At 63.9% G+C, this 17,444-nt stretch carries 12 protein-coding genes and 2 tRNA genes; 10 read left to right on the top strand and 4 right to left on the bottom strand.

The features are described from left to right. Positions 1 to 159 precede the first annotated feature (159 nt). Positions 160 to 2,964 (bottom strand): DNA polymerase I, encoded by a 2,805-nt coding sequence (gene polA, locus ACPEE1_RS06480; RefSeq protein WP_182343228.1) that lies wholly within the window; start codon positions 2,962 to 2,964, stop codon positions 160 to 162. A 52-nt stretch (positions 2,965 to 3,016) separates the two neighbouring features. On the opposite strand from polA, the gene ACPEE1_RS06475 reads away from it, so the two are divergent. From ACPEE1_RS06475 to ACPEE1_RS06465, 3 genes are all read left to right on the top strand, one after another. Next, positions 3,017 to 3,391 carry a hypothetical protein gene (locus ACPEE1_RS06475; protein ID WP_423935604.1) on the top strand — a complete coding sequence of 125 codons (375 nt, stop codon included), beginning with the start codon at positions 3,017 to 3,019 and terminating at the stop codon, positions 3,389 to 3,391. A 127-nt stretch (positions 3,392 to 3,518) separates the two neighbouring features. Next, the gene (locus tag ACPEE1_RS06470; RefSeq protein WP_423935602.1) at positions 3,519 to 4,475 is read left to right on the top strand and encodes a homoserine kinase; all 957 of its coding nucleotides are present in this window, start codon (positions 3,519 to 3,521) and stop codon (positions 4,473 to 4,475) included. Positions 4,476 to 4,614: 139 nt separating this feature from the next. Beyond that, complete coding sequence (locus ACPEE1_RS06465; RefSeq protein WP_116927521.1) at positions 4,615 to 5,412, top strand: BPSS1780 family membrane protein; 798 nt, start codon at positions 4,615 to 4,617, stop codon at positions 5,410 to 5,412. Between the two features lie 51 nt (positions 5,413 to 5,463). Here the strand turns inward: ACPEE1_RS06465 and ACPEE1_RS06460 are convergent, their stop codons facing one another. After that, on the bottom strand, positions 5,464 to 6,597 hold the full coding sequence (locus ACPEE1_RS06460) for an FUSC family protein (RefSeq protein WP_423935600.1): 1,134 nt from the start codon (positions 6,595 to 6,597) through the stop codon (positions 5,464 to 5,466). A 296-nt stretch (positions 6,598 to 6,893) separates the two neighbouring features. Then, the gene (locus tag ACPEE1_RS06455) at positions 6,894 to 9,344 is read right to left on the bottom strand and encodes a UvrD-helicase domain-containing protein (protein ID WP_423935599.1); all 2,451 of its coding nucleotides are present in this window, start codon (positions 9,342 to 9,344) and stop codon (positions 6,894 to 6,896) included. A gap of 294 nt (positions 9,345 to 9,638) precedes the next feature. Between ACPEE1_RS06455 and ACPEE1_RS06450 the strand changes: the two genes are divergently transcribed. From ACPEE1_RS06450 to ACPEE1_RS06420, 7 genes are all read left to right on the top strand, one after another. Further along, entirely contained in the window at positions 9,639 to 10,616 is a 978-nt protein-coding gene (locus ACPEE1_RS06450) for a GMP reductase (protein WP_021027940.1), read from the top strand. A 195-nt stretch (positions 10,617 to 10,811) separates the two neighbouring features. Next, positions 10,812 to 10,887, top strand: a tRNA-Lys gene (locus tag ACPEE1_RS06445). A 67-nt stretch (positions 10,888 to 10,954) separates the two neighbouring features. Then, a tRNA-Lys gene (locus ACPEE1_RS06440) sits at positions 10,955 to 11,030 on the top strand. A gap of 157 nt (positions 11,031 to 11,187) precedes the next feature. Then, complete coding sequence (locus ACPEE1_RS06435; protein WP_116927519.1) at positions 11,188 to 11,676, top strand: copper chaperone PCu(A)C; 489 nt, start codon at positions 11,188 to 11,190, stop codon at positions 11,674 to 11,676. Positions 11,677 to 11,997: 321 nt separating this feature from the next. Then, positions 11,998 to 12,897, top strand: a complete 900-nt coding sequence (locus ACPEE1_RS06430; RefSeq protein ID WP_116927518.1) for a hypothetical protein — start codon at positions 11,998 to 12,000, stop codon at positions 12,895 to 12,897. Between the two features lie 20 nt (positions 12,898 to 12,917). After that, the gene (locus ACPEE1_RS06425) at positions 12,918 to 13,460 is read left to right on the top strand and encodes a GTP-binding protein (RefSeq protein ID WP_232539423.1); all 543 of its coding nucleotides are present in this window, start codon (positions 12,918 to 12,920) and stop codon (positions 13,458 to 13,460) included. Between the two features lie 172 nt (positions 13,461 to 13,632). Next, a complete protein-coding gene (locus ACPEE1_RS06420) occupies positions 13,633 to 14,871 on the top strand; it encodes a multidrug effflux MFS transporter (RefSeq protein WP_116927517.1) in 1,239 nt (412 codons plus the stop codon). A 111-nt stretch (positions 14,872 to 14,982) separates the two neighbouring features. Here ACPEE1_RS06420 and ACPEE1_RS06415 read toward each other — a convergent pair whose 3' ends face one another. Then, on the bottom strand, positions 14,983 to 17,055 hold the full coding sequence (locus ACPEE1_RS06415; protein ID WP_423935595.1) for a DEAD/DEAH box helicase: 2,073 nt from the start codon (positions 17,053 to 17,055) through the stop codon (positions 14,983 to 14,985). Between the last annotated feature and the right edge of the window lie 389 nt (positions 17,056 to 17,444).

Below are 17,444 nucleotides of genomic sequence, written 5' to 3'. Positions count from 1 at the left end.
CGGGCACCCGTGCCCCCTCCAACATGCCGCGCATGGTAGCACTTTGTTGCAACGCAGTTGCATTAACCGCCCCAAATCCTGTGCAGGTGACAGGACTTGGGGCGGCCCCAGTGGAACCTCTGCGACTGCGAGCACCACCCAGGATTGTGGACACCGGCGTCAGTGCGCCTTTTCCCAGTTCGGGCCAAAGCCGATCTCGGCGATCAACGGCACCTTCAGGTCGGCCACGCTGGCCATGATGGCCGGGATCTCCGTGCGCAGCCATTCCTGCTCGGCAGCGGGCAGCTCGAACACCAGTTCATCGTGCACCTGCATGATGACCAGCACCTCGGGCTTGTCTGCATCGAGCTTGGCCTGCACAGCGACCATGGCCTTCTTGATCAAATCGGCCGCCGTGCCCTGCATGGGGGCATTGATCGCAGCGCGCTCGGCCGCTTTCTTGCGCGGGCCATTGCCGCCATTGATCTCGGGCAGCACCAGGCGCCGGCCGAACACGGTCTCGACATAGCCCTGCGCATGGGCCAGCTCCACGGTCTGGTCCATATAGCGCTTGACGCCGGGGTAGCGCTGGAAGTACTTGTCGATATAGGCGGCAGCGGCCTTGGTCTCGATGCCCAGGTTCTTGGCCAGGCCAAAGCTGCTCATGCCATAGATCAGGCCAAAGTTGATGACCTTGGCATAGCGGCGCTGCTCGCTGCTGACCTGGTCCAGCGCCACGCCAAACACCTCGGCGGCGGTGGCGCGGTGCACATCCAGGCCATCGCGGAAGGCGTTGAGCAGCGCCTCGTCACCCGACAGATGCGCCATGATGCGCAGCTCGATCTGCGAGTAGTCGGCACTGGCAATCAGCTTGCCCTCGGGCGCAACAAAGGCTTCGCGGATGCGGCGGCCTTCGGCGGTGCGCACAGGAATGTTCTGCAGGTTGGGGTCGTTGCTGGACAAGCGGCCCGTCACGGCCACCGCCTGCGCATAGTGGGTGTGCACGCGGCCATCGCTGGGCAAAGCCATCTGCGCGAGTTTGTCGGTATAGGTGCCCTTGAGCTTGGACAGCGAGCGGTGCTCCAGAATCTTGGCCGGCAGCGGGTAGTCCTCGGCCAGCTTTTCCAGCACTTCCTCGTCGGTGCTGCGCGCGCCGGTGGCGGTTTTCTTCACCACCGGCAGGCCGAGCTTGTCAAAAAAGATCTCGCCCAGCTGCTTGGGGCTGCTCAGGTTGAACTGCTGGCCGGCGATCTCATAGGCCTCGGCCTCCAGCGCCAGAATGCGCCGGCCCAGGTCATTGCTCTGACGCGCCAGCTCGGGCGCATCGATGCGCACGCCATTGCGCTCGATGCGGAACAGCGCCTCGCTGGTCTGCATCTCCAGCGCGTAGATGTGCGCGAGGCCGGCATTGGCCTCGATGCGCGGCCACAGCACGCGGTGTACATCCAGGGTCTGGTCCGAGTCTTCGCAGCTGTAGGCTGCGGCCTTGTCCACCGGCACCTGGGCAAATGGGATCTGGCCCTTGCCCTTGCCGCAGAGGTCTTCGTAGCTGATGCCGGTGCGGCCCGTGTGGCGCAGCGCCAGGCTGCCCAGGTTGTGGGGGCGGTCGGCTTCGAGCACATAGGACTGCAGCATGGTGTCATGCGCATAGCCCTGCACGCGGATGCCATGGTTGGCCAGCACATGCTGGTCGTATTTGACATGCTGGCCCAGCTTCTTTTTGCTGGCGTCTTCCAGCCAGGGCTTGAGCTTGGCCAGCACCAGGTCGATGGGCAACTGCTCGGGCACATCCAGGCCTTCATGGCGCAGCGGCACGTAGGCGGCCTCACCCACCTGCACGCTGAACGAGATGCCGACAATGCGGGCCTGCATTTCGTCGAGCGAATCGGTTTCGGTATCCAGCGCGGTCAGCTCGGCTGCCTGCAGCTTGCGCAGCCAGGCATCCAGATCGGCCTCGGTCAGGATGGTGTGGTAGACCACATCGCGCTGCTGGGCCTCGATGGCCACCTCGGTCACGGCGGCATCGGCGCTGTCAAACAGGCCCGCCTGGCCGGAAGCGCTGTCGCCCGCCGCCTTGGCCGACGCCGGGGCAGCGGCAGAGCCCAGCGCACGCGCCAGGCCCTTGAAGCCATATTGCTCGTAGAACGGCACCAAGGCCACGGCATCGGGCTCGCCCAAGGTGATGCCATCGAACGCAGGCAGGCCCTGGATATAGTCGTCCAGCGCGCAATCGGTCTTCATCGTCACCAGTTGGCGGCTGAGCGCCAACTGGCCGCTGGCGATGGCATCGCGCAGGTTCTGACCGGCAACGCCCTTGATCGTGTCGGCCTTGGCGATCAACTGGTCGAGCGAGCCGTGCTCCTCCAGCCATTTGGCAGCGGTCTTGGGGCCCACCTTGCTGACGCCGGGCACGTTGTCGACCGTATCGCCTACCAGGGCCTGGTAGTCGACCATCTGCGAGGGCGGCACGCCAAACTCGGCGGTGACGCCGGCGACATCGCGGCGCTTGCCGTTCATCGTGTCGATGATGGTCACATGCTCATTGACCAGCTGGCTCAAATCCTTGTCACCGCTGGAGACGATCACCTGGATGCCTTGCTGCGACGCCATCTGCGCCAAGGTGGCGATCACGTCATCGGCCTCGACACCGGGCACGGCCAGAATCTTCCAGCCCAGCAGCTGCACCACCTCGTGGATCGGGGCGATCTGCGAGCGCAGATCATCGGGCATCGGCGAGCGCGTAGCCTTGTACTCGGTGTAGAGCGTGTCGCGGAAGGTCGGGCCACTGGCATCGAAAACACAGACCGCGTAGTCGGCCTGTATGTCTTTACGCAACGCCTGCATCATGTTGACCATGCCGCGGATGGCGCCGGTGGCCGGGCTGGCAGGATCGCCGGGAACCGCCCGAAGATCGGGCATGGCATGGTAGGCACGGTACAGATAGCTGGAACCGTCCACCAGCACTAAAGTAGGAGGATTACGCATATTGACATTGTGCCCGGTACGCAAACACCGGGTGACAACTTACAATTGAGCCATGCGCGCAATTACCACTTCTTTCATCGCCCAGGCCCTGGCACTGGTGCTGGCAGCCCCTGCGCTGGCCCAGCAACCCGCAGCTCCTGCCCCGGCGCCTGCGGCGCAACCCGCTGCACAGCCTGCGGCCCCTGCCGACGCGGCGCCCGCCAACGACAAGTACAACCAGAAGGCCGAGTACATCCGGGTGGAAGACGCGGGCAGCCGCATCGACGAGGTGCGCATTGGTGGCCAGACCCAGAGCATCCATGTGCAGCCCAAGGTGGGCAATATGCCCGCCTACGAGGTCAAGCCCACCGACGGTGCCCGCGCCCGCCCTGACGGTTTTGGCGACACCCCAAGCAAGAAGCGCGTCTGGAACATCGGCAATTTCTGAGCGCGATACCAGAGCGAATAGCCCAGCGCCGCGCAGGCTTGCGATAATCGCCCCTTTGCACCCGCCGCTTTGCGGGCCAGGCCAGCCACAGAGGCTGGCCTTGTTTTTGTAGTGACGATATACATCCATGGCTGTTTTCACCGAAGTATCCGACAAGGCTGCCAAGGCCTTGCTCAAGCGCGTCCCGCTGGGCGATTTCGTCTCGTTGCGCGGTATTGAAGGCGGTATTGAAAACACCAACTACTTTCTGACCACCAGCCAGGGCGAGTATGTCTTGACCCTGTTTGAGCGCCTGCGCGCCGACCAGCTGCCGTTTTATCTGTACCTGATGAAGCACCTGGCCAAGGCCGGCGTACCCGTGCCCGATCCCCAGGCCGATGGCAAGACCGGCGACATCCTGCTGCAGGTTGAGGGCAAGCCCGCGGCCATCGTTGGCAAGCTGCCCGGCAAGAGCCAGCTGGCGCCGCAAGCGGCGCATTGCCAGTCGCTGGGCGAGATGCTGGCCAAAATGCACCAGGCCGCCCTCGACTACCCGCGCCAGCAGCCCAATCTGCGTGGCCTGCCCTGGTGGAACGAGACCGTGCCCGTCGTGCTGCCCTACCTGGACAGCGCGACCGCCGAGCTGCTGCGCAGCGAGCTGGCCTACCAGAACCATGTGGCGCAAAGCTCGGCCTATACCGCGCTGCCGCGCGGCCCGGTGCATGCCGACCTGTTCCGCGACAACGCCATGTTCGAGGGCGAGACCTTGACCGGCATCTTTGATTTCTATTTCGCCGGCGTCGACACCTGGCTGTTCGACATCGCCGTCGTCATCAACGACTGGTGCATCGACCTGGCCACCGGCGCCATCGACCTGACACGTGCTGATGCGCTGCTGGCCGCCTACCAGGCCGTGCGCCCGCTGCAGGCCTGCGAGCGCGAACTGCTCAACGCCATGCTGCGCGCAGGCGCGCTGCGTTTTTGGATCTCGCGCCTCTGGGACTTCTACCTGCCGCGCGAAGCCTCGCTGCTCAAGCCGCACGACCCGACCCATTTCGAGCGGGTGCTGCGCGAGCGCCTGGCCACGCCTTACCAGCTGAAATAAGCGACCTGCTCAAAGCCACGCAGGGCGCGCCCGCGCGCACCATGCCCATATAGGCGCCTGCCCCTTGGGCGCATGGGTTACAGTGCGCCATCCCCTTTGATTTTTTATCGCTGCAGCCCACGCTGCAGCGCGCTGGTGCATGAAACTTCGTATCGCCACTGCCCGCCAGGGTGTTGCCTGGGTGCAAGACGGCTTCAAAACCTTCAAGACACAGGCCCTGGCCCTGACCTCGCTGTTCTTTCTGTCGATGATGGTGATGTCCCTGATCGGCGCCATCCCGATTGCCGGCACCTTTATCGCGCTGGCGCTGCTGCCGGTTTCCACGCTGTGCATGATGATTGGCGCCGCGTTGAGCACGCAGGGCACGCGCCCGACCTTGCCGGTGGTGCTGGCTGCGCTGCGTGTCGACAAGGAGCGGCGCAACGCTTTTGTCGTGCTGGGCGTCTTTTATGCGCTGTCGTTCCTGCTGGTGTTGGGGTTTTCTGCGCTGTTTGATGGCGGCCAGTTCGCGCGCCTGAACCTGATGGGCGGCGAGATCACGCGTGAGATCGTCGAGCAGCCCGCTTTCCAGCAGGCCATGTTCGCCACGATGCTGCTGTACATCCCGCTGTCGCTGCTGTTCTGGCATGCGCCTGGCCTCATTTACTGGCACCGCGTGCCTGCCATCAAGGCCGTGTTCTTCAGCCTGATCGCCTGCAGCCGCAATATCGGCGCCTTCACGATGTTTGGCCTGGCCTGGATGGCTGTAGGCATCGGCTTTGGCATCGCGATGGCGCTGCTGTCAGCCTTGCTGGGCACTTTGCTGGGCGCCTGGGCCGCCGCCGCCATTGCCATTGCCGGCTCGCTGATGCTGGCCGCCATGTTTCTGACCTCGGTGGTGTTTAGCTTTCGCGACTGCTTTGAAGCGCCGGAGCAGACCGACAGCATCGCACTCTGAATCCCACCCGCATATCCCAGCCCGGCCTGTGCCCCACAGCCCGGGCTTTTTTCATCGCTGGGAGCCTTCGCCGTGGTGCAGGCGGTGCAGGTTCGTGCGGTCTTCCAGGCTGGACAGCGCCAGCGCAAACACAATGCCCAGCGCCGCGCCCAGTACCGTGTCGAGCACCCGCTCCAGCGGCATGGCCAAGGGGGCCTGGGGCGAAGAAGCCAGGTGCGTCATCAGCAAGGCCATCGGCGTGACGGTGATCTGGCCCAAGGCGTAGTTGTAGCCAATGCTCACCTCGGTGATGAACTGCAGCGCGACGATGGCAGCGGCAATCCACCAAAACGATGGATCCAACGCCAGAATCAGACCAGCGACCAGCGCGCCCAGCATCGTGCCCACCATGCGCTGCAGCGCCCGATTCATCGTGATGTGCAGATGGCTGCCCTGCATCACCGCGGTGGCACCAATCGCCGCCCAGGCCGGATGCTGCCAGCCAGCGGCCTGGGCCACCCAGGCGGCCAGACCGGCACCGAGCACAATGCGGCCGGCAGCGGCCAGCTCGGCGGGCCAGGGCTGCTGCGGCTGCGCAGGCAGCTGCACGCGCTGCACCGCGTTATGGCGCAGGCCATCGGTGGCCCAGCAGACCAGCGCGGCCAGCAGGCCACCGGCCAAGGTGCCCAAGGTCCGCTCCAGCAGCTGCTGCCCGCTGTGCACTGGCGCCAGTGACGCACCAGCTGCGAACACCACAATCACCGCGCCCGGCCCACCCAGGCGCCAGTGGCTGACGGCCAAGGTGGCCGCTCCCGCCACCAGCGCCAGCACCGCGACCATGCCCTGGGCGGGCATCCCGGCCCAGGAGGCAAGCGATGGCACAAACACCGCCGCGCACAGCATGACCGCGCAAATACCAACGATGCGCATGCGCCGACCGGGTGCGGCAAAACGACCAAACAAGGCGGCCAACGCACCTAGCCCCAAGGGCCCCACCAGCTGTGGCCAGGGCGACAGGCGCGCCACCACCAGGGCCAGCAGCACTGCAAGTGCTGCCTGCATGGCCGCGACCAGCGCAATGTGCAGGGAGGGAAGCGGTTGCAGGCGGACGCTGTCACGCAGCTGGCGCAGCGACAGCAGGTGGCGCAGCGCCTGGTGGCGGCCAATGGCGGGGGTGGACATATCGATCTTGCGGACTGGGGTCATGGACATCCTCGTCTACCCAGCGCCTGACCAACGCGCAAACCGGCCGGCGCAGCGGCCAGGCAGTCTGGCTGGGATAGGAAAGTGGAGACTCACCCGCTAAAAAAGCAGCATGGGCGCCATCCCTGTGCGCGTACAAGGATGACTCGCGCAGGTCCTGGCAGGGATGCCGGACCGGGACGCGGCAAGGCTGCGCATGCCGATGAGTAAGCGATATAGTATCCTATGCAACTATTAATGGCAAGTCTGAGGTTGGTACCCACTATCCAAAAGCCACCTGCCAGGCTTGCAATGGAGGTTTACACCACCGTCAGCTTGGCCACCGACAGCGCCAGCCACTTGGTGCCATGGCGCGGAAAATTCACCTGGGCGCGCGCATCGTCACCCGTGCCTTCCACCGCCAGCACCTTGCCTTCGCCAAACTTGTTGTGGAACACATGGGCGCCCTTTTTGATGCCATGCGCGGGCTCGGCCTTTTGCGCTGGCACGGGGGTTTTGCCCCACATGCTGGGCGCGGCATCGCCGTAACCACCGCCCGATGAGCGGCCGCCGCCTCCCCCGCCGTAAGCCAGGCTGCCCATGCCACTGCCAAAGCCCGAATGCTTGGGCGTGAGCCATTTGAGCGCGCCTTCGGGCAGCTCATCGAGAAAGCGGCTCCTCACGTTGTAGCGCGTCGTGCCGTGGAGCATGCGCGTCTGCGAGGTGCTCAGGTACAGGCGCTTGCGCGCCCGGGTGATGGCCACATACATCAGGCGGCGCTCTTCTTCGAGCCCGCCGGTGTCGGTCATCGCATTCTCGTGCGGGAACAGGCCCTCTTCGAGCCCGCCGATAAAGACCACATCAAACTCCAGGCCCTTGCTGGCATGCACGGTCATCATCTGCACGGCATCCTGGCCCGCCTGGGCCTGGTTGTCACCGGCCTCCAGTGCGGCATGCGTGAGGAATGCCACGAGCGGCGACAAGGTCTCGCCGGTGTCGGGGTTCACCATCGCCGGATTGGCGGCATCGGGCAGCGGGGTATCGAGCAGCGGGGCATCCGGGTCCAGCCCTTGGCTCACGGGGCTTTGGCCACTGCCTGGCACGCCCATGGCGTGCTGCTCATCAAGCGGTATCGCTATGGCATCCTTGCCAAAGCCTTCCTGCGTGACAAAGCTCTCGGCGGCGGTCACCAACTCGCCCAGGTTGTCGATGCGGTCGGCGCCTTCCTTTTCGCTCTGGTAGTGCTCGATCAGGCCGCTCACCACCAGCATGCGCTCGATGGTCTCGCGCAAGGTCTTGCCCTGGGTTTCCTCGCGCAGCACATCGATCATCGCGACAAAGGACTGCAGCTTGGTGCCCGCCTTGCCGGCGACGGCGGTGACCGCGTCGTACAAGGAGCAACCAGCGGCCTGCGCGCCTTCCTGCAGTTGCTCGGTGGTGCGCGCACCAATGCCGCGTGGCGGAAAGTTCACCACCCGCATGAAGCTGGTGTCGTCATGCGGGTTCTCGAGCAGGCGCAGATAGGCCAGCGCATGCTTGATTTCCGCACGCTCGAAAAAGCGCAGGCCGCCATACACGCGGTAGGGCACACCGGCATTGAACAGGCTGGTTTCCAGAATCCGGCTTTGGGCATTGCTGCGGTAGAGCACGGCAATCTCGCTACGCGCAAAGCCATCGCTCTTGATCAGCGACTTGATCTCCTCGACCATCCACTGCGCCTCGGCCATGTCGGTGGCGCTCTCGGACACCCGCACCGGCTCGCCCGGGCCCTGGTCGGTGCGCAGGTTCTTACCCAGGCGGTTGCTGTTGTGGCTGATCAGCGCATTGGCGCTGTCGAGGATGTTGCTGTAGCTGCGGTAGTTCTGCTCGAGCTTGATCTGCTGGCGCACCTCGAACTCACGCACAAAATCCTGCATATTGCCCACGCGCGCTCCGCGGAAGGCATAGATGCTCTGGTCGTCGTCGCCCACGGCAATCACGCTGCTGTGGGACTGGAACTTGCCGCCCACCATGTCGCCGGCCAGCTGCTTGAGCCAGAGGTACTGCAGGCGGTTGGTGTCCTGGAACTCGTCGACCAGCATATGGCGAAAACGGTGCTGGTAGTGCTGGCGGATCGGCAGGTTGTCGCGCAGCAGCTCGTAGGAGCGCAGCATCAGCTCGCCAAAATCGACCACGCCTTCGCGCAGACATTGCTCTTCGTAGAGCTGGTAGAGCTCGACCTTCTTGCGCTCGGCCATGTCGCGGGCCTGCACATCCGACGGGCGCAGCCCCTCTTCCTTGCAGCCGCTGATGAAGTACTGCAGCTGCTTGGGTGGGAGCGCCTCCTCATCGACCTGGAACTGCTTGCACAGGCGCTTGATGGCCGAGAGCTGGTCTTGCGTGTCCAGGATCTGGAAGGTCTGGGGCAGGTTGGCCGATTTGTAATGCGCGCGCAGCATGCGGTTGCACAGCCCGTGGAAGGTGCCGATCCACATGCCGCGCACATTGATGGGCAGCATCGCCGACAGGCGGGTGAGCATCTCCTTGGCGGCCTTGTTCGTAAAGGTCACCGCCAGAATGCCGCCGGGCGTGGCACGGCCCGTCTGCAGCAGCCAGGCGATGCGCGTGGTCAGCACCCGGGTCTTGCCCGAGCCGGCGCCGGCCAGAATCAGCGCATGGCCGCCCTCCAAGGTGGCAGCGGCGAGCTGCTCGTCGTTGAGGCCATTGAGCAGTGGCAAATGGCCAGAACCACCGGCATCGGGCGGCAGCGCAAACAAATCATTCGAATCCATGCCAGCATTGTAGGGAGATCGGCAGGCCGGCGAGGCACCCGCCCGGCAAGCGCTTGGTGGTCTTGCTCACCGCCTGCGCATACTGCAGCGGCCGGCAAGGCTTTTGCAAAGCCGGTGCATGCTGCTAGAATCAGTCACCGGGCCCAAGTTTCTTGTGACCCGGTTTTTTTGTGCCCGCAACAGCGCAAAAAGGGGGCTTCCGACGCGAAGCGCCCTGCTCCGACCGGTCTCCAAGCCAAGCGCCCCATCGCTGCGAAATAGTTCGCTGCGACCTTTTATGGAGCTTGGAATCAAATGGAAATCTTCGACTACGACAACATTCTTTTGCTGCCCCGCAAGTGCCGCGTGGAGAGCCGCTCCGAATGTGACGCCAGCGTTGTCCTGGGCAACCGCACCTTCCGCCTGCCGGTGGTGCCTGCCAACATGAAGACCGTGCTGGACGAGAAGATCTGCAAGTTTTTGGCGCAACACGGCTACTTCTATGTGATGCACCGCTTTGACATCGACAATGTGGCCTTCACCAAGGCCATGCAGTCGCAAGGCCTGTTCGCCTCGATCTCGCTGGGCGTCAAGCAAGCGGACTACGACGTGGTCGACCGCTTTGTCGCCGACGACATCTGCCCCGAATACATCACCATCGACATCGCCCATGGCCATGCCGACAGCGTGAAGAACATGATCGGCTACCTGAAGGCAAAGCTGCCCGAGGCCTTTGTGATTGCCGGCAACGTGGCCACGCCCGAGGCCGTGATCGACCTGGAAAACTGGGGCGCCGATGCCACCAAGGTGGGCGTGGGCCCGGGCAAGGTCTGCATCACCAAGCTCAAGACCGGTTTTGGCACGGGCGGCTGGCAGCTGTCGGCGCTCAAATGGTGCGCACGCGTGGCGACGAAGCCCATCATTGCCGACGGCGGCATCCGCAGCCATGGCGACATCGCCAAGAGCATCCGCTTTGGCGCCACCATGGTGATGATCGGCTCGCTGTTCGCTGGCCATGAAGAATCACCCGGCAAGACCGTTGAGCTCGACGGCGAGCTGTTCAAGGAGTACTACGGCTCGGCCAGCGACTTCAACAAGGGCGAGTACAAGCACGTCGAAGGCAAGCGCATCCTCGAGCCCATCAAGGGCAAGCTGCAGGACACGCTGATCGAGATGGAGCAGGACGTGCAGTCCTCGATCAGCTACGCAGGCGGCAAGCACCTGATGGACATCCGCAAGGTGAACTATGTGATCTTGGGCGGCGACAACGCCGGCGAACATCTGCTGATGTAAGCGCCTTCCTCGCGCGAGCCAGGCCCGGACTGGCTCGAACGGGCACGGCCCGGCAGCTTGCGGGCCATTTTTGCCTCTGCGGCAACGGGCCTGCCTGAAAAAACCGGAGTTGATATCGGTATTTTTCCGAGCAGGCTTAAAAATTAGTGCATAATACAAGGCTTGCTGCAGCGCACTGCTGACAGCAAAAAATGTGGGCTCTTAGCTCAGTTGGTAGAGCAGCGGACTCTTAATCCGTTGGTCGAGTGTTCGAATCACTCAGGGCCCACCACATTTTTAGGCTTGCGATTGACCGCGCAGGCCAACGAAACAAAGCATTTCCAAGGTGCGACAGTTTCGGGCTCTTAGCTCAGTTGGTAGAGCAGCGGACTCTTAATCCGTTGGTCGAGTGTTCGAATCACTCAGGGCCCACCAAGTTCAACGGCCTAGGCTTATCGCCTAGGCCGTTTTTTATTTCCTCGCCCGCCCGTCCCTCAAGCAACGCACCAGCGCGTGCGGTGCGTGATCACCCTGCGCTTGTAGAATGCAGGAATCCGTCCTATCCCATCGCTATTTCTCCTCAGCCCCTACCATGCGTCCCCTGTTCCCCTCCTTGCTCGCCGCCTTTGCGTTTGCAACCGCCTCCAGCGCTTTTGCCCATGTCACGGTCAGCAATCCCTGGGCACGCGCCACGGTCGCGCAGCAACAGGCCTCGGGCGTGTTCATGGAGCTGCGCTCGGCGCATGACAATGCCCAGCTCGTGGGCGTGAAGACCGACGCGGCCAGCAGCGCCGAAGTGCACGAGATGCGCATGGAAGACAACGTGATGAAGATGCGGGCTGTGCCCAGCGTCAGCCTGCCCAGCGGCCAGACCGTAAGCCTCAAGCCGGGCGGCTACCACATCATGCTGATGGGCCTGAAAAAACCGCTGACCGCTGGCGAAAACGTCGACCTGACGCTCGAAGTGCTGCACGCCGACGGCGCCAAGGAGAGCATTGCCGTCAGCGCCCCGGTGCGAGCCCTGGCTCCGGCAGCCAGCGCGCACCCACCGGCATCAGGCGGCCACCAGCACCAGCACTGATGGATTACAGCAGCAGGCCTGATCAGGCCTGTTGTTTATTTGAGCACTAAATAAGCCTTTGTATACAACTCAAGGGTGTACCCGGGGCTTCGCCACATAGCTGCCAAGAAAGCTAGTTACACTTTTCAAGCATGCCCGCGAATAATCTGGCTCAGAGAGCGTACTATAGTTGTGCTCCATCAATTGTTCATTATTAATATATCCGAGATATTGACATATTATTACAAGCTTTGAAAATGGAACGGCGTCCATGCAAGGCATGTCTTGCACGAGCTGCTGTTTCCGCAACGCTTGAAGGTGAATGTGCCAGGGAGAGTTGTTATGTCCGAGTTGATCCTGCATGCCGCCCATTTGAGTGAAGCCCATCAACTGCGCTTTAGCTATTTGTTTGAAGTCGCAGCCAAGCACTGGCGCGACAAACAGCCTTCTCAGACCGCCAAGACCGCCACTGAGTTGTGGGTGATCGACGCCCACAGCGCGCCCGACGCCATCCAGAACCGCTCCAACAGCTCCTTCGTGCTGCTGATCGCCACCGATGACCAGGCCCAGGCTGCGCGCGCGCAGTGGCCTGACCAGATCGATGCCCAACTGCCGCCCGACTACAGCGTGGGGCGCCTGACCCAGCTGCTCGAACATATCAGCGTGCAAGCGCATGGCAAACGGCTGCGTGAGACCCTCAAGACCCGCCGCCAGCACAGCATGACCCTGTCGCATGATGTGCAGGTCAAGAATGCCGATGCCGCCTTCCTCAAGGCCACCGACCTGAACCAGCCCACGCTGGTGGTGGCCGAGCCTGCACCCGAGCCCGTGCTGGAGGCGCCCGCCACAACTGCCACAGCCCCCGCTGCCGCCCTGGGCAACCTGCCCGCTCCGGGCACGCGTTTTCGCATCAAGCGCTGGACCCAGCTGACCGGCAGCATGGCAGGCCAGGCGCACCGGCAGCTGCTGGCCGCGATGATCTCCGGTGACCGCGGTCTGGACGAACTGGCCGAACGCACCCAGCTCGAGCGCGGCGAGATCCTGCGCGTGCTGCAGGTCTTGCGCGGCAAAGGCGTGCTGGTAGAGACGGCAGCACCGGCAGCTGCTGAACCGGTGGCCCTGGCCACCCTTGCACCCCCGGCAACCCACACCGCCGAGCCCGGCCCGGCAGCGGCCAAGCTGGGCCTTTTCCGACAACTGAGCCGCTGGATCCACCAGAACCGGGCCAGCGACCCGCATTGACCACCTGACGGGAGGACCGCATGCACCACCCCATCAAACGCATCGTGCTGCTGGGCCCCATGGGCATCGGCAAGACCACGGCGATCCGCAGCCTCTGCGGCAGTCTGGCCATCGAGTGCGATGTCCCCAACCTGGACAAGCAGGCTCACGCCAAAGAGACCACCACGGTGGGCCTGGATTTTGGCGAAATCAAGCTCGACGATGAGGATACCTTGCAGGTCTACGGCTGCCCCGGCCAGGAGCGCTACGACTTTGTGCGCGAATGGGCGCTGTCGCTGGCCTTTGGTGCCATCGTGATGGTCGATATCCATGAGCCCCAGGCGATGGAGCAAACCATCGATCTGATCCAGCAGTGCCATGCGGCGCCCAATATCCAGGCTGTCGTGGTGCTGATTGCCCGGCCTGCATCGGCCGCGCAGCAGGAGATGTTCACGGTGCGCCTCTCGGCCCATGCCGAATGCGCCGTGCCCGTGCTCAGCGCCGACCCGCGCAACCCCTCGCAAATGCTCGACACCCTGGACATCATCGCCGCGATGCTGCCCGACGAAGTACAGCCCCGCTAGACCGCTCCACACTGCGCTGCCGCCCATACCGCAGCGACTGCAGCGCGCTGGCGCTTGAGGTAAGCTCGGCGCCTGCTGCTAGCGCACCGGGCAGACCCCAGGCTGCAGCAGCCCACGCTCTTTCCCCTTTTTTTGACGACGCTCCCTGCCCACGGCCGGTGGCGCGCAGGCCATGAACCCACCACGCCCCGCAGACGCATCCGCCCAGCCCACACCGCAATGGATTCTGGCGGTCATGCTGGCCCTGCTGGGCATGCTGGGGCCCTTCTCGATCGACACCTACCTGCCCGCCTTTGACGGGATTGCCGCCTCGCTCCAGGCTTCGCCGCTGCAGATGCAGCAGACGCTGTCGGCCTATCTGTTTGGCTTTGCGTTCATGAACCTGTTCCACGGCGCGCTGTCGGACAGCTTTGGCCGCCGCCCCGTCGTGCTGTGGGGGCTGGCCACCTTTGCGCTGACATCGGCCGGCTGCGCACTGGCCCAGACGCCCGAGCAACTGATCGTGTTCCGCGCACTGCAAGGCTGCACCACGGGCGCGGGCATTGTGGTCTCGCGCGCGGTGGTGCGCGACCTGTTCCCCCCCGCCCAGGCCCAGCGGGTGATGAGCCAGATCACCATCTACTTTGGCATCGCGCCGGCGGTCGCGCCGATGATTGGCGGCGTCTTTATCGCCTACGCCAGCTGGCAATCGATCTTCTGGCTGCTCACCGCCATTGGCGCGCTGCTGTGGGCCTACAACTGGCGCCTGCTGCCCGAGAGCCTGCCGCCCGAGAAGCGCCAGGCCTTTGATGTGCGCAACCTGATGCGCGGCTACTGGCAGCTGTGCAGCAGCCCGCGCTTTTTGCTGCTGGCCGCCGCCAGCGGCGTGCCCTTCAACGGCATGTTCATCTATATCCTGTCGGCCCCCACCTTCCTGGGCACCCACATGCACATGCGGCCCACCCAGTTCTTCTGGTTCTTCATCTGCACCATTGGCGGCATCATGCTGGGCGCCTGGGTCAGCGGCCGGCTGGCGGGCAAGATTCCGCCCAAGCGCCAGGTACGGCATGGCTTTCTGATCATGTTCCTGACTTCCTGCATCTACCTGGCGCTGAACCTGGTGCTGCCGCCGCACCCGGCCTGGGCCTTGCTGCCACTGGGCATCTATTCGTTTGGCTGGGCCTTGATGACCCCGGTGGTCACCCTGCTGGTGCTGGACCTGCACCCTGAGCGCCGGGGCCTGGCCTCTTCGCTGCAGGCGGTTGTCACCTCGGTGGCCAATGGCATCGTCGCGGGCGTGCTTGCCCCGCTGGTCATGCATTCGACGGTGGCGCTCGCCATCGCATCGATGGGTTTGATGCTGACCGGCCTGCTCAGCTGGATCTATTTTCACCACCGCTGGCCCGATATCGGCCGCCATAACGCGGTCTGAGCAATGCCTCCAACGGCGCTTCGCAGGCGCCGTCATCCACCCAGCGGCCTGAACCAGGCATAAAAAAAGAGCTTCCCGTGGGAAGCTCTTGTTCATCGTGCGATGCGCTGCTTAGCGGCTGCGCTCGGTGCGCTTGCGGTCACCACCAGCGGGGCTGTAGGGACGGCCACCGCGCTCGCCACCAAAGCGGCTGTCACCGCCTGGACGGCGCTGGGCAAAGTCACCACCACCGGCGTGGCGTGGGGCTGCACTGCGCGGGCCCCGGCTGTCAGCACCACGGCTGTCGCCACCAAAGCGGTCGGCACGGCGCTCAGGCGCACGGTCAAAGCTGCGGCCTTCGGGGCGGGGTGCGCGGTCCTGGAAGCGGTCTGCACCACGGTCCTGGACGCGATCGGCGCCGCGCTCCTGAAAACGGTCCGGGGCACGGTCCTGGAAGCGGTCGCCACCACGGTCAGCACGCGGCTCAAAGCGCGGTGCGCGGTCATCGCGCTGCTCGAAACGGGGACGGCTGTCGCCACCACGTGGGCCACCACCGAAGCCAGCGCTTTCGCCAAAACCTGGCTTGCGGCCATAGCCTTCGCCATCACGGCGGCCACCAAAACCACGGTCGGCACCAAAGCCGCCACCGCCACGGCGCTCGCCACCACGGCCAGCACCTGGACGGCCACGGTCACCACCGCGACCTGCGCCGCGAGGGCCGCCTTCGCTGCGGGCGGGGAAGCGTTGCTGCGGCTCCATGCCTGGAATCACTTCCGGCTTGAACTGCTGCTTGGTGTAGGCCTCGATATCGAACACACGGCGGCGGTCGCGGAACTCGGCGAAAGTGATCGCCAGACCCGAGCGGCCAGCACGGCCGGTACGGCCAATGCGGTGGGTGTAGTCTTCGGCCTTCATCGGCAGGCCGTAGTTGAAGACGTGGGTGATGGTGGGCACGTCGATACCGCGCGCAGCCACATCGGTGGCTACCAGGATCTGTACCTGGCCATTGCGCAGCGCCATCAGGCGGCGGTTACGCAGGCCCTGGCTCAGCGCGCCGTGCAGTGCCACCGCAGAGAAGCCTTCTTGCTGCAGGTCGTTGGCCAGGCCGTCACATTCCACCTGGGTGGATGCAAAGACGATGGCCTGGTTGATCGAGGCATCACGCAGCCAGTGGTCCAGCAGCTTGCGCTTGTGCTGGGAGTTGTCGGCCCAGAACAGCACCTGCTTGATGTTGGCATGCTTTTCCTGGGGCGAATCGATGGTGATCTTCTGCACACTGGCGCCGTTGTCATGCATCACGCGCATGGCCAACTGCTGGATGCGCGGCGCGAAGGTCGCGCTGAACATCATGGTTTGCTTGCGCTGCACCGTCAGTTGGTTGACTTCGGCCAGGTCGTCCGAGAAGCCCAGGTCGAGCATGCGGTCGGCTTCGTCGACGACCAGGAACTGCACCTTGTCGAGCTTGATCTGCATCGAGCGCTGCAGGTCGAGCAGACGGCCAGGCGTTGCCACGACCAGATCGGCATTTTGCAGCTTGGCGATTTGCAGCTGGTAGGGCATGCCGCCGACGATATTGGCCACGCGCAGACCACGGCAATGGCGCACCAGCTCGATCGCGTCATGGGCCACTTGCTGGGCCAGCTCACGGGTGGGGCACAGAATCAGGGCACCCGGTTGGGCAGCCTTGAAATTGCGCGGGCTCAGCGGGTTCTTGCGCTTGGCGCGCTTGGGGGCTTGTTCGCCACGGGCCAGGGCTTCGGCCACCAGACGCTCGTGCTCGGCGCGTTCGGCCGCTTCGGCCTGGCCTTGCTGCTGGATCAAGGTGTGCAGCACCGGCAGCAGGAAGGCGGCGGTCTTGCCCGAGCCGGTCTGGCTGGAGACCATCAGGTCAGCAAAGTGCTGCGACGCTTCACCGTCGTTGATCATCGCCAGCGGGATGGCGCGCAATTGCACAGCGGTCGGTTGGGTGTAGCCCAGGTCCTTGACGGCCTGCACCAGCTCGGGCGCCAGGCCCAGTTCGACAAAGCCATTGGGCTCTTCAGGCAGCACTTCGGCTTCGGCCTCAGCCACCAGCTCGGTGCTGTCTTCTTGCAAAGCGTCTTCGGCCAGGGCCGACAGGGGAGAGGTATTGACGATATCTTGGGTAGCGTCAACAGTGTTTTGCGCAGGCGCGGCTTCGCCCTGCAGATGGAGGTCTTGCGTCATTTTGAACAATAGCAATAGGTCGGCTCCTGCGCGTTTCGCGACGCAGTTCCGTACCGTTCATGGTTTTAAATACATCAACCATCAAACGGTAACGGCCGTACAAATTGCCGCGGGCTTGTTCAAATCGGCCATGCTGCGAATCGCATGGCCTGGACGCCCAGAGAATGAAGGGAGATGTGCGTATCAACCGCCTGTTTGGCGGGGAAGCGCAAATTATCGCACATTTCGGGTTTTCCCGCATCAATGGAAGGACTTCTGTGTCCCATGCGCCACGAGCCAGCGCAGAGCCTTGGGGAAACGCAAGGACCCGGGTCACGGGGGTTGACCGGGGACATGCTTGTCCTAGGATGGGCCCGACATCATAAAAGGAGACCGCATGACCCGCTATT

It is taken from the genome of Comamonas sp. 23 (assembly GCF_049601575.1).
Classification (GTDB): domain Bacteria; phylum Pseudomonadota; class Gammaproteobacteria; order Burkholderiales; family Burkholderiaceae_C; genus Comamonas; species Comamonas squillarum.
The sequence above is the reverse complement of the archived record's forward strand: the minus strand, read 5'-3'. Positions and strand labels throughout refer to the sequence as shown.

Coding starts and splice junctions, on each gene's coding strand:
- ACPEE1_RS06420 (WP_116927517.1), top strand. CDS start 13,633: ATGAACCCACCACGCCCCGCAGACGCATCCGCCCAGCCCACACCGCAA.
- ACPEE1_RS06475 (WP_423935604.1), top strand. CDS start 3,017: ATGCGCGCAATTACCACTTCTTTCATCGCCCAGGCCCTGGCACTGGTG.
- ACPEE1_RS06430 (WP_116927518.1), top strand. CDS start 11,998: ATGTCCGAGTTGATCCTGCATGCCGCCCATTTGAGTGAAGCCCATCAA.
- ACPEE1_RS06465 (WP_116927521.1), top strand. CDS start 4,615: ATGAAACTTCGTATCGCCACTGCCCGCCAGGGTGTTGCCTGGGTGCAA.
- ACPEE1_RS06470 (WP_423935602.1), top strand. CDS start 3,519: ATGGCTGTTTTCACCGAAGTATCCGACAAGGCTGCCAAGGCCTTGCTC.
- ACPEE1_RS06460 (WP_423935600.1), bottom strand. CDS start 6,597: ATGACCCCAGTCCGCAAGATCGATATGTCCACCCCCGCCATTGGCCGC.
- ACPEE1_RS06415 (WP_423935595.1), bottom strand. CDS start 17,055: ATGACGCAAGACCTCCATCTGCAGGGCGAAGCCGCGCCTGCGCAAAAC.
- polA (WP_182343228.1), bottom strand. CDS start 2,964: ATGCGTAATCCTCCTACTTTAGTGCTGGTGGACGGTTCCAGCTATCTG.
- ACPEE1_RS06435 (WP_116927519.1), top strand. CDS start 11,188: ATGCGTCCCCTGTTCCCCTCCTTGCTCGCCGCCTTTGCGTTTGCAACC.
- ACPEE1_RS06425 (WP_232539423.1), top strand. CDS start 12,918: ATGCACCACCCCATCAAACGCATCGTGCTGCTGGGCCCCATGGGCATC.
- ACPEE1_RS06450 (WP_021027940.1), top strand. CDS start 9,639: ATGGAAATCTTCGACTACGACAACATTCTTTTGCTGCCCCGCAAGTGC.
- ACPEE1_RS06455 (WP_423935599.1), bottom strand. CDS start 9,344: ATGGATTCGAATGATTTGTTTGCGCTGCCGCCCGATGCCGGTGGTTCT.